At 58.1% G+C, this 12,293-nt stretch carries 11 protein-coding genes; 9 read left to right on the top strand and 2 right to left on the bottom strand.

The features are described 5' to 3' along the window. Window positions 1-336: 336 nt before the first annotated feature. From NW844_RS07340 to malQ, 9 genes are all read left to right on the top strand, one after another. Entirely contained in the window at window positions 337-2,793 is a 2,457-nt protein-coding gene (locus tag NW844_RS07340; RefSeq protein WP_414334736.1) for a heavy metal translocating P-type ATPase, read from the top strand. A gap of 279 nt (window positions 2,794-3,072) precedes the next feature. Beyond that, window positions 3,073-3,906 carry a DUF4388 domain-containing protein gene (locus NW844_RS07335; protein ID WP_414334735.1) on the top strand — a complete coding sequence of 278 codons (834 nt, stop codon included), beginning with the start codon at window positions 3,073-3,075 and terminating at the stop codon, window positions 3,904-3,906. Window positions 3,907-4,240: 334 nt separating this feature from the next. Beyond that, window positions 4,241-5,128, top strand: a complete 888-nt coding sequence (locus tag NW844_RS07330) for a DUF4388 domain-containing protein (protein WP_414334734.1) — start codon at window positions 4,241-4,243, stop codon at window positions 5,126-5,128. Window positions 5,129-5,228: 100 nt separating this feature from the next. Then, window positions 5,229-5,597 carry a roadblock/LC7 domain-containing protein gene (locus NW844_RS07325; RefSeq protein ID WP_414334733.1) on the top strand — a complete coding sequence of 123 codons (369 nt, stop codon included), beginning with the start codon at window positions 5,229-5,231 and terminating at the stop codon, window positions 5,595-5,597. Between the two features lie 52 nt (window positions 5,598-5,649). Beyond that, window positions 5,650-6,198 carry a protoglobin domain-containing protein gene (locus NW844_RS07320; RefSeq protein WP_414334732.1) on the top strand — a complete coding sequence of 183 codons (549 nt, stop codon included), beginning with the start codon at window positions 5,650-5,652 and terminating at the stop codon, window positions 6,196-6,198. A gap of 58 nt (window positions 6,199-6,256) precedes the next feature. Next, window positions 6,257-6,802 carry a GTP-binding protein gene (locus NW844_RS07315; RefSeq protein ID WP_414334731.1) on the top strand — a complete coding sequence of 182 codons (546 nt, stop codon included), beginning with the start codon at window positions 6,257-6,259 and terminating at the stop codon, window positions 6,800-6,802. Window positions 6,803-6,815: 13 nt separating this feature from the next. Then, window positions 6,816-7,436: an orotate phosphoribosyltransferase gene (pyrE, locus tag NW844_RS07310; RefSeq protein WP_414334730.1), complete on the top strand. Its 621-nt coding sequence runs from the start codon at window positions 6,816-6,818 to the stop codon at window positions 7,434-7,436. A gap of 29 nt (window positions 7,437-7,465) precedes the next feature. Next, the gene (locus tag NW844_RS07305; RefSeq protein ID WP_414334729.1) at window positions 7,466-8,338 is read left to right on the top strand and encodes a polysaccharide deacetylase family protein; all 873 of its coding nucleotides are present in this window, start codon (window positions 7,466-7,468) and stop codon (window positions 8,336-8,338) included. A 116-nt stretch (window positions 8,339-8,454) separates the two neighbouring features. Further along, window positions 8,455-10,056: a 4-alpha-glucanotransferase gene (malQ, locus tag NW844_RS07300; RefSeq protein ID WP_414334728.1), complete on the top strand. Its 1,602-nt coding sequence runs from the start codon at window positions 8,455-8,457 to the stop codon at window positions 10,054-10,056. A gap of 226 nt (window positions 10,057-10,282) precedes the next feature. Here malQ and NW844_RS07295 read toward each other — a convergent pair whose 3' ends face one another. Then, entirely contained in the window at window positions 10,283-10,558 is a 276-nt protein-coding gene (locus tag NW844_RS07295; RefSeq protein WP_414334727.1) for an FmdB family zinc ribbon protein, read from the bottom strand. Between the two features lie 65 nt (window positions 10,559-10,623). Then, window positions 10,624-11,829: a formamidase gene (gene fmdA / locus NW844_RS07290; RefSeq protein WP_414334726.1), complete on the bottom strand. Its 1,206-nt coding sequence runs from the start codon at window positions 11,827-11,829 to the stop codon at window positions 10,624-10,626. Window positions 11,830-12,293 lie beyond the last annotated feature (464 nt).

The raw sequence follows: 12,293 nt of genomic DNA, 5'->3' as shown, positions 1-12,293 counted from the left end.
AAGTTTCTGGGAAAAGAGGGGTGATCCCCTGTGCCTGGGCAGACAATAGGGATCCGGCCAAGCAGAGAGGGAAAATGAACTTCATGGGCAATTCCTGGCAAAGTTTTTGATCTAGCTGGAATTACTCTACTGAGTCTCTCTCCTCAAAAGCAGAGGGAAAAGCCTGCCCTCTGCTGCCAAGGACGGTCAAGGGCGGGGGCTGTCTGCGCACCCTCTCCCGGAGGTTGCTAGCATCCTTGAACAGGCTCCTTTGAAGAAGGGCTGCCCGCAAGAGCTGCTATGGAGTTCCTCGCAGTTGCGGCAAGTTAGGAGGGTGTCAACCACGTGAGGATGAAGATGGCCACCACAGATGCAATGACCCACGCGACAGACAGACCAAGGGATCCGGCTGAGCTCCCTCAGGAGGGATCCCTGCTGCTCCACGTGGGCGGCATGAGCTGTGCCGGCTGTGTTCGGGCCGTCGAGCAAGTCTTGCTCGAGCAGGTGGGGGTGGTCAAAGCCAGCGTTAACCTAGTTACCGAATCGGCCCTTGTGGAATTTGCCCCTGGCAGCCGCCCTGACCCCGAGCATCTGGCCCGCATCTTGACAGAGGCGGGGTTTCCCAGCTCCTGCGCTGCCGATTCTCCCCAAGATCGAGCTCCTTCCCCAGATGGATGGGATCATGCCTTGGATGCGCCCGCTGATCCCATCGCGCGGCAGCGGCGGCAAACCCAAGCCCAGATTCGCCAGGCCCTCACCGCCGCTTTTTTACTGCTCATCTCTGCTGCCGGCCACCTGGATCTGTTCGCCCGCCTGGGCTTGCCCGTCCTCAACGACGTCTGGCTGCACTGGGGGTTGGCGACGTTGACCTTCGTCGGCCCGGCCCGCAACCTTGTCCTGGACGGCTGGCGGGCGGCGCGGCGGCTGGCCCCCAACATGAACACCCTAGTCGCCCTGGGATCCGGATCCGCCTACCTGGCCAGTTTGGTGGGGTTGTTGGCCCCGCAGGTGGGCTGGGAGTGCTTTTTCGACGAGCCGGTGATGCTGCTCAGCTTCATCCTGCTGGGGCGGGCCCTGGAGCAGCAGAGCCGTCTGCGGGCCGCCGGCAGCTTGCAAGCTTTGGTGAGCCTGCGCCCCAACTTGGCTCGCCGAGTGCCACCCCAAGAGACTGCGGGATCCCTGACCTCAGAGGGAGAGTGGTGCCCCCTCGAACAAGTGCAGGTGGGGGATTGGCTGCAGGTGCGGGCCGGGGAGCAGATCCCGGTGGATGGAGAAGTGATTGCCGGCCAGGCCACGGTGGACGAGGGCATGCTCACCGGCGAATCCCTACCCGTGCTCAAACAGCCAGGGGATCCGGTCGTGGCCGGGACGGTCAACCAATCGGGATTGCTGCTGTGCCGGGCTACGCGCACCGGCAAAGACACCACCCTGGCCCAGATCATCCGCCTGGTGGAAGAAGCCCAAGCCCGCAAGGCCCCTATCCAAGGCGTGGCCGACCGGGTGGCCGGTTACTTCACCTACGGCGTGGTGGCACTGGCTCTTCTCACCTTTGCCTTCTGGTACTGGATCGGGATCCCGCTCTGGGGAAGCGAGATCCTGATGGGGGTTGGTCTCCACTCCTCTCTGCACCTAGGGGATCACCCCCCCCATCCTACCCCTCTGCTCCTCAGCCTTAAGCTGGCCATCTCGGTGCTGGTGGTGGCCTGCCCCTGCGCGCTGGGATTGGCCACGCCCGTAGCCATTTTGGTGGGCACCGGACTGGGCGCGGAGCGGGGACTGCTCATCCGCGGCGGCGATGTCCTGGAAAAAACCCACCGCCTGCAAACAGTTGTCTTTGACAAAACCGGCACCCTCACCCAGGGGGATCCGCACCTAACGGATTGCCTTGCCCTCGACCCTGCCCTGGATCCGGCTCGGCTGCTGCAACTGGCGGCCACAGTAGAAAGCGGCACCCGCCATCCTCTAGCCCAAGCCATTTTGGGGGCCGCCCGCGAGCAGGGACTGCCCTTGCTTTCTGCCGACGAGTTTCACACCCAGCCGGGAGTGGGGGCCTCGGCGCGGGTGGAAGGGCAAGAGGTCCTCTTGGCCTCCCTAGAGGGGCTTGCCGCCCTGGGGATCCCGCTTTCTCCTGAAGCGCAGGCCCAAGCCAAGGCGCTGCTGCAAGCCGGCAAAACGGTGGTGGGCGTGGCCCTGAACAGATCCCTGGTGGGGCTGTTGGCGGTGCAGGATCCCTTGCGGCCCGATGCCCCGGCAACCCTGCAACAGCTCCAGAAAATGGGCCTGCAGGTGGTCTTACTGACTGGGGATCGGGCCGAGGTGGCCCAGCAGGTGGCCCAAGCTCTACAGGTGCCAGGGATCCGCGTCATTGCCGAGGTGCAGCCGGCAGATAAAGCCCAGGTTATCCGAGATCTGCAGGCCCAGGGCCAGAGAGTTGCCATGGTGGGCGATGGCATCAACGACGCTCCCGCCTTGGCCCAAGCCGATGTGGGCATGGCCCTGCACTCTGCCACCGCTGCCGCCCTAGAGACTGCCGATATCATCCTCATGCGCAACCGCCTCTGGGACGTCGTGGAAGCCATCCGCCTTAGCCGCGCCACCTTCCGCAAAATCCAGCAAAACCTCCTCTGGGCCTTCGCCTACAACCTGGTCGGGATCCCGGTGGCCGCCGGCGCGCTTCTGCCCGGATTCGGCCTCGGCCTCAGCCCCGCTCTAGCAGGCGGCCTCATGGCCTTTAGCTCCCTCAGTGTAGTCCTCAATTCGCTCCTTCTCAAGCGAACTTTTGTATTCAGTGGATCCTCTGATGGTCAGAGTTAAAAAGTATTAAAAGCTACAAATATCCTACCTGCTATCTGTTGCTGTTTCCGAAGTTTTGCTGGATTTCTGCCACAACTTCCGCTCCATTGAGGCCGAGAGAGTGGGGACTCTGGTTAAGTTTGATTGAAAAGATGAATTGGCTGTAACTTTTGAGCATCTAAGTGTAGAATCGAGCTTAAGCTTGCCCGGAGTTGCCCTTTTTTGTAACTTGCTTAGCAAGGGAAAAACCGAGAAAATACTGAAAAGGCGGGATCCAATAGGTGGAGGGAGCGCGGAAACATGGCAATGCTCGGAGATCTTCAGGAATTTTCCCTAGCCGACCTGTTGCATTTGATGGAAAAAGGAAAGAAAACGGGCCAACTGTCAGTTTGGGCACCTACTGGCATTTATCGAGTTTGGCTGTATCAGGGGCGAGTGGTGGCGGCCTTGTCTCCCCAAGAAGAGCACCGGTTGGAGCGCTTGCTGGTGCGCTTAAACCTGGTCAGCGAGCAGGTGGTGGCGGAGTTGGCCTTCCTCTGCAGCTTGCAGGAGCCTCTAGGCCTTTGCCTGCAGCGGCAAGGGTTGATCTCGCCAGCAGCTCTGGCCAAGCTCTTCCGCCATCAACTGCAAGTGGGGCTCTACAGCCTCTTTGCCCTAGAAGCTGGCCAGTTTAGCTTTTTGCCCAACGTGCCCCTGCCCTACCGCGAGATGACCGGCCTAAGCAAAGGGGCCAGCGCCGTGGTTCTGGAAGCGCTGCAGCAGCTTCGGTTGGATCAGCGCCCGGAAGAAAACCTGCCCCAGCCGGACAGCTACTTCTGGCGCACCAGCACCGAGCTGCCCTTGTACAAACTCTCGCCGCTGGAGTGGGCAATCCTAGAGCAGATTTCCCCCACTCGCAACCTGGTTGAGTTGGCCCAATCCCTGAAGGCAGATCTCTTGGAAGTGCGCTATGCCTGTGCCCGCTTGGCCAAGTTGGGGTTGCTCAGCCCCTGCGACAGCTCGGCGGCTTCACCCCAGCCTGCGCTCGCGGCGGCTTCTAAGCTTCTCCCCAACCCTCGGGAAGAGAAGGAGCTGGTTAAGCCTTCTTTGGTCAGCCGCCTCTCCACCCTCCTCAAAACCATTCGCGAAAAATAAGCCGGTAGGGTAAAATCTTATGCTATTTCCCCACGCTGGCTTTACGAAGTTAATTTAGGTAAAGATGAGCTGAATGGTTGTAACGGATCTAGATCAGAGCGACACAATAGTGATAGGAATTGATGCCAAAATCCTACGCAGCTCAATGCCTAGACCCTATCTCTCCAATGAAATCGTTCGTCAGTAAAATTGCTGCCAGGTTGAGTACTTGAGCGAAGATGGCTTTGCCGTCGCTACACGGTTGTTGTCTGGGAATCAGCGAATGAGAATGGTGGTGTCTTTGAGGATCCCTGAAAGCGCCAATACTCAACTTAAGGGAGGCTAAAGAATTGCTATGGCCATCGTTGGAGACCTCCAGGAATTTTCTTTGCCCGATCTGTTGCAACTGATCGAAAGGGGCAGCAAGACAGGGCAACTTTCCATCTGGGCCCCAAACGGCATCTACAAAATCTGGTTTTATCAAGGTCGGGTGATTGCGGCTCTGCCCCCCGAAGAGGAGCATCGCTTGGAGAGTTTGTTGGCCCGTTCCGGCCTGGTCAGCGAGCGGGTGGTGGAAAAGCTGGCTTCTTTCTGTGGACTGGAAGAGCCGCTGGGGCGGTGTTTGCAGCGGCAAGGGTTGATCTCACCGGCAGCTTTGGCCAAGCTCTTCCGCCACCAACTGCAGGTGGGTCTCTACAGCTTGTTTGCTCTGGAAGCGGGCCACTTCAGCTTCCTACCTAACTCACCTATGCCTTATCGGGAGATGACTGGCCTGAGCAAGGGGGCCAGTGCTGTGGTTCTAGAAGGGCTACAGCAGCTTAAGCTCGATCAGCTTCCTGAGGAGAACCTGCCGCAGCCGGACAGCTATTTCTGGCGCACCAGCACTGAGCTGCCCTTGTACAAGCTCTCTGCCTTGGAGTGGGGGATCCTGGAGCAGGTTTCGCCTTCGCGCCGGCTGACTGACTTGGCCCGGCTGCTGGGGGCAGATCTTCTGGAAGTTCGCTATGCCTGCGCCCGCCTGGCCAAGCTGGGGCTCATCAGCCCCTGTGACAGACCAACGGCCATTGTTCCCTCTTCGCCTCTGGTTTTCTCAGATAAGTCGGCAGCGGTGGCAGACAGTTTGGAATTGGAAGCTGCGAAAGAAAAGCTGGGCACTAAGTCTTTCCAGGAAGGAGGCGACCGGGTCAAGCCCTCACTGGTTGCGCGACTGGCTACTTTACTGAAGGGAGTCCGTGATAAGTGAGAGGGTTTTGTGGCAGTATCTTCTGCAGCGGGCAGGATCATCAGTAACCGTAAAGTGGGCGGGAAGATGATAAAAAGACTTGAAAGCGGGGAGAGAAAGGATGGCTAATTTATCCTCTTTGCAGGCAATTCTCCAGAACTACGTTTCCAGCACGCCAGAAATTCAAGGAGCGGCTGTGGTCACTCCTGATGGACTACCCTTGGCATCCACATTGCCCATAGGCATGGACGAGGAAAGAACCTCGGCCATGTCTGCTGCCATGCTTTCTTTGGGGGAGCGGATTGGGAAAGAGTTGGGTCGTGGGACCATAGAGAGAATCTTTGTGCAGGGAGAAAAAGGATACGGAGTTTTAGCCAGTTGCGGCCCCGATGCTGTCTTGCTGACGATTGCCAGCGCTGAGGTAAAGCAGGGCTTGCTGTTTTTGGAGATGAAGCGTGTGGCAGCAAGCATTGCGGAAGCCATGAAGTAGAGAGGCTAAGTGGGGAAGCTAAGTTTGATTTTGACTTGATTTTGAGGGAACTATGGCTATCAAACCTCTGGAGCTGCTGCAAGTCCTGATGTCGCGCACCCAATTTACAGATGAAGATAAGAGGATTTTGCAGCAAAGTGCCGACTGGGGCAGCAGCATCGCCGCAGAAATGTCGGATGCCTTTTACGGCTATTTGGATCGCGATGCCGAGATGGCGGCTGTCATTGCCAAGCATAACCGGCAGCGGCTGGGCCAGACTTTTGCCGACTGGTTTAAGGAAATGTTCACAGGCATGGATAACTGGGGCCCCCAGTATGCCGAGCGCCGCTGGAAAATCGGCCTAGTTCATGTGCGGGTTGGCATCGGCCCTCAACACGTGGTGCCGGCTATGGCTACGGTTGTGCAGGAGGTGAGCCGCCGGCTGGTCAAAGAGGGCAAGCCCGAGCAGCTGCGGATGAGTCTAAGCAAAGTTTGTATGATCGACCTTTCCTTTATTGAGCAAGCCTATCTTGAGGTGGCCTATAACGCTGTTCAGCAAGAAACGGGCATGAGCGAGGCTTTGTTTAAACGCCTGATCGCTACCAGCTTAGCTTCCTCTTAAATATTCATTAAGCTTGTACAGGCGGGTCTGCGCTGGGGGCTTACGACTGAGGCTAACTATGGACAATATTCTCCGCATTGTTGTAACCGGGCCGGTGGGGGCTGGAAAGTCCACTTTTATCCGCACCATTAGCGAGATCGAAGTGGTCGACACGGATCGCAAGGCCACCGATGAGGTGGCAGAACTTAAGAAGAGCACAACGGTCAGCATGGACTTTGGCCGCCTGAGAATTGGCGAAGAGGGAGAAGAGATGTGGCTGCATCTCTACGGCACCCCCGGCCAGGCCCGTTTTAGCTTTATGTGGGATATTTTGATCAAGCGCGCCCATGGGTACATCCTTTTGGTGCCCGCCCACTTGCCCGGACAGTTTCGCAATGCCCAGGCCATCCAAGCTTTTATGAAGGCGAGGTCAAATGTCCCCTCGGTTATCGGGATCACCCATGTCGATCACCCCAATGCCTGGGATCCAGAAGATATTTTGTTGCTTTTGAACCCTCAAGATGGCTCAATTCCCTACGCCACGTTGAATGCCCAAGAGCCGGCTTCTGTTGCCAACACACTGCTTCTGCTGGTCGAGCAACTGATGGCTCAGGTGGTTGTCTGAGGGGATCCCTGCTGTGCTGCTTCTCGATTGCTCTCCCCTGACCCTTTCTTCAGAGGAAGCGCGGGAGAAACTCTTGTATCTCCTTGCTCAACTGGCTTACCGGGAGGGATCTTTTACTCTCACGTCTGGGCAACAGAGCCCCTACTACATCAACTGCAAGCCGGTCACCCTTCATCCCCAGGGTGCCTACCTGGTGGGATCCCTGCTCCATCGGCTGTTGCCTCCCGAAACCGAAGCTGTGGCCGGGATGACGCTGGGGGCGGATCCGCTGGTGACGGCGGTGAGCCTGGCTTCTCTGCACGCTGAGCCTGCCAACCTACCTGCCCTGATCGTGCGCAAAGAGCCCAAAGGTCACGGCACCCAGGCCTGGATTGAGGGGCCGGAGTTGCCGGCGGGCAGCCGGGTGTGGATCTTGGAAGATGTGGTGACCACCGGCGGCTCGGCCTTGAAGGCTGTCGAGCGGGTGCGGGCAGCAGGTTATCAGGCGGAAGGGATCCTGGCGCTGGTGGATCGGCTGGAAGGGGCAGAAGACCGCTGCCGCGAGATGGGGATCCCGTTTCGTCGCCTGTTTACCCTGGAAGAGGTGCGGGCTTTGTCCTTTGCCGGGGAATCGAAAGGCCGGCTGGCCCGCTAAGGTGGTATGGAGTGTCTGGAGAGAGGGGGATGCTGCCGCCTGCCTACTCAGCTCTGCCCAGCCGCAAGTTGCCGAGCCTGCCGGATCAGGCGCGGGTGGCCGTCTACGTGGTCATGAACATCGAGCACTTCACCTTCGGCAGGCTGGGCACGGCCATTCAACCCCATCTCACCAGCTCTCCTGAGATCGCCAACTACGGCTGGCGGGACTACGGCAATCGGGTGGGCATTTGGCGCTTGTTTGAGCTGTTTGCCGAGCTGGGGATCCCGGTAACTGCCGCCCTGAACGCGGAAATGGTAGAGCTTTACCCCCCCATCATCGAAGGGATCCGCCACTACGGCTGGTCGGTGCTGGCCCATGGCTGGAACAACTCCACTGGCCACAGCGGCCTGGCCCGCGCAGCCGAACAAGAGCTGATCGAGCGCAGCTTGTCCCTGTTGGAGCAGGTTTCGGGCTCCCGGCCTTGGGGCTGGCTGACGCCGGGGTTTTCCGTTAGCGAGAACACCTTTGACTTGCTCAAGGCTGCCGGGATCCGCTACACCACCGACTGGGTGAACGACGATCAACCCTATTGGTTCCCGACTGCCGCCGGCCCCCTCTTGGGGATCCCCTATACGCTAGAGGCCAATGACATCAGCCTCTGTCTCAGCGCCCGCCTGCCGGCAGAAACCTTTGCCCAAGCGCTCATCGACCAGTTCGACCGCCTCTGGCAGGATGGGGAACGCTCCCCCCGCATCATGGCCATTGGCCTGCACCCCTTCATCGTCGGGCAGCCTCTGCGCATGGGATCCCTGAAAAAAGCGCTGCAGCACATCCAATCCCGTCCCCACACTTGGCTCACCACCGGCGATGGCCTCTACAACTGGTATGCCCAAGCCTGCCCTGCACCTGAGATGGCCTGACGGGATCCCGGCACCTTTGCAACTTGGTTGGGACTTTGTCTCCTCTGGAGCTGTCCATCGGGCTGCAAAAGTGACACGATAGGCGGTGAAACCACTCAGGGCAAAAAGGCTTAGCCATGCGCATGGGCAGACTCAGCGGGATCCTCTTGCACCCCACCTCGCTACCGGGATCCTTTGGCATTGGCGATCTGGGGCCGGCTGCTTACCGGTTTGTGGATTTTCTGGTGGAGAGCGGCCAGCGCCTCTGGCAGGTGCTGCCTCTGGGGCCCACCGGCTGGGGCAACTCCCCCTACATGAGCTTTTCTGCCATTGCCGGCAACCCGCTGCTGATTAGCCCAGAGCTGCTGGTCAAAGCCGGTTGGCTGGAACCCAGCGGCTGGCAGGATCTGCTCCAATGGCCGGCCATCCAGGCGGGGAATGGCGAGCAGGTGGACTACGAAGCCGTGATCCCCTTCAAGCTGGGCTTGTTGCGCCGCGCCTGGGCCACTTTCAAAGACAAGGCCACCGCCGCCGACTGGGAAGCCTTTCAAGCCTACTGTGCTGCCGAGGCCGACTGGCTGCCGGACTACGCTCTGTTCATGGCCCTCAAAGAGGTGTATGGTGACCAGGAGTGGACCCAATGGGATCCGGCCCTGGCACAACGGGATCCCCTGGCCTTGCAAGAGGCCCGCGACCGCTATGCCGATGCCATTACCCAACAGATGTTTTGGCAATACCTATTTGCCCAACAGTGGGGATCCCTGCGGGAGTATGCCCATCGGCATCAGGTGCGGCTGATCGGCGACTTGCCCATCTACGTTGCCCCCAACAGTGCCGATGTGTGGGCCAACCGCGAGCTGTTTCACCTGGATGAGCAGGGACGGCCCCTGCAGGTAGCCGGCGTGCCCCCCGACTATTTCAGCCCCACTGGGCAGCGCTGGGGTAACCCTCTCTACAACTGGGAGGTGCTCAAGGCTCGCGGCTACGACTGGTGGATCCGGCGCATCCAGGCCATTCTCAAGCAGGTGGATTGCGTCCGCATCGACCACTTCCGCGGCTTCGAGAGCTACTGGGCCATCCCTGGCGAGGCGGAAACAGCAGTAGAAGGCGAGTGGCAGAAAGGGCCGGGGGCCGACTTCTTTCAGGCGTTGGCCGACCGGCTGGGGGAAATTCCGGTGATTGCCGAAGACCTGGGGGACATCACACCGGAAGTGTTGCAACTGCGGGATCAATTTGGCTTGCCCGGCATGAAAGTGCTGCTCTTTGCCTTTGGCTCGGGGCCCGATAACCCCTATTTGCCCCATAGCTATGAGCGCAACTTCGTCGTCTATACCGGCACCCACGACAACAACACCGTGGTGGGCTGGTTTCATGACCCAGAACGCCCGGAGTGGGAAAAACAAAATCTGTTGCGCTACCTGGGCTGCCAGGGATCTGACGGCATCCACTGGGATCTGATTCGCCTGGCCCTGGCTTCCGTGGCCGACCTGGCCATCATTCCCCTGCAAGATGTGATGGGCCTGGGGGCAGAGGCGCGCATGAACTTCCCCGGCAGGGCCGAGAACAACTGGGCCTGGCGCTACCGCGAGGAGATGCTGCGGCCGGAGCTGGCCCAGCGGCTGGCGGAGCTGAGCGTCACCTACGGGCGCATCTCCCCGCAAGACTTGGAGCAGCGGCGGGCAGCTTTGGCCCAAGAGCGGGCAACAGGGTCTTCTCAAACTACCCCCAACTTTTCCTGAGCTGCTGAAAAATCCTGGGTATCTCCCATCAGCAGTTCCAGACGCTCTTCAGTGGCCTCTTTGGGCGCGAGTTCGCCCACAAGGCGGCCCTTACGAATCACCAATAAATGAAATAAAGCGCTGATTCATCATGTTGCTTCCCAGCCGAATAGAGCGGGGCTGTGGCTCCTGATAGCTGCTATTGTCTGCAGGGCTCCTTCATCTGGTCTGACCAGCCCACAAACGACTAATGATGCAACATCCAGGGTCGCCCACAAGATTGGAGTCGATACCTTCGGGAGTTTGAGTCAGAGTTTGAGTGCTGTTCCCGCCTGATCAACTTAGGTTCTCTTTCACCCTTTGGAGCTGGCAAGGAACTAGAAAGTTGAATCATGGGAACCGAAATAAGACGCTTACCCTCTTGCTTACAAGTGGGGCAGTACGCTGGATCCCGGTATTGAGACAGAGGTCGCCATAACTCAAACTCACCACAGCTTTGACACTTAAACTCATACAGGGGCATCTTCTTACTCCAACACTTGAGAAAGATATCAAGATGGCTCGAAACATCTAAGAACAGCTAAGGATTTACCTGGGTAGGATATCTATCTCGAAGATTTGTGTAGGAACGGCCACCGTACAGCAAGCATTAGGAATATCGACGATCCCGCTCACCCTGCCCTCCACGGGTGCAGAACTGAGCAGGAGATAAGCTTGTTCTCCCGTAAAGCCAAACTTTTTCAGATATTCGATGGCATTTAAGCAGGCACGTCGGTAAGCAATGTGAACATCCATATAATGTTGCTTACCTGTAAACTCGTCCACAGAAATGCCCTCAAAGACAAGATATTCTGAGTAACGCGGCTCTACAGGGCCAGGCTTAAAGATGGGATTAACCAATCCGTACTTCTCAACGCCACCCTTAATTAGATCAACATGGAGATCGATATAGCCTGACATTTCAATGGCGCCACAAAAAGAGATCTCTCCGTCCCCTTGTGAGAAGTGAATATCTCCCATCGACAGCTTGGCACCCTCCACGTAAACCGGAAAGTAGATCCGTGTTCCCTTAGACAAGTTTTTGATATCGCAGTTACCGCCGTGCTCCCGTGGGGGCACCGTCCGGGCCGCTTCGGCAGCAACCCGCTCATACTCTGACTTGGGCAGGGTTCCCAAAATCGCGTTCTTGGGATTGGGCAAGGCGGCCAGCACAGGCTGATTACCAGATAGGCCCGCGCCGTAAGTGCGCAAATCAGGAGCCGAAGCAACCAGCTCAGCCTCCCGCTTGTTCCAAGTTGCCAGCAACTTGTGGGATGGAGCGCAGCCGATGAGGCCAGGGTGGATAATGCCGGCAAAGCGCACATGAGGAATGTGTCTGGAAGTGGTGTAAATACCCTGAAAATCCCAGATGGCCTTGGCCGCATTGGGAAAATGATCGGTGAGGAATCCTCCGCCATTTTCTTTGGCAAAAATACCTGTAAACCCCCACTCGTCTCCCGGCAGTGGCCCAATGTCCAGCAGATCGACGATCAGGATATCTCCAGGCTGGGCGCCGTTAACCCAAATAGGCCCACTTAAAACATGAACAACACTTAGGTCAACCTGCTCAATGTCGGAAGGATCATCGTTGTTCTTAATTTGTCCATCCGTCCAGTCTTTACACTCAATTCGGAAGACTTCGCCGGGGTTCACAGAAACCACCGCAGGGATGTCAGGATGCCAGCGGTTGTGACCTGGCAGATCCTGTTGATCCATCGGCTTGGTCAGGTCAACTTTAAACAGCGTTTTGGGCATCGGATCTATCCTTGAGCCGTCGCTCTGGAGTCAGGCTGCAGATGCCTAAAAGTGTATCTCCGATGAAGGAAGCAATACTGTAGTAAGGGCTACAGTTGATAGTGCTGTTGTCTACAATCGTATGGGCAGGAGAACGGCTTAGATCGACAGGCTGTTTCACCTCGGTTCAAAGTAACTATAGTCATTGCAAACGGTTATGAAACAGCTTGCTGGTTGATCTCTAGCTCCCCTCTCCCCTTGCGGGAGAGGGGTCGGGGGTACCAACACCCCCTGCCGGCAAAGGCGAACGCGTCAGCGGCGCGGAGCGCTTGGGACGGCAGCGAAGAGTCTTAACCTTGTTTGAAACGACTATGGACATTTCAACCAGATTCAAACGAGAAGCTGCTGCTGGAACAGGTAGCCTAACCGCCGCTAGTCCAGCGCTCGCGCCTGGGCCAGGAACTCCGCCACCGTCAGGGATCCCA

This window comes from Synechococcus sp. H55.2 (genome assembly GCF_047462495.1).
In the GTDB taxonomy this organism is placed as follows: Bacteria; Cyanobacteriota; Cyanobacteriia; order Thermostichales; family Thermostichaceae; genus Thermostichus.
This window is presented reverse-complemented; position numbering and strand designations above follow the sequence as displayed.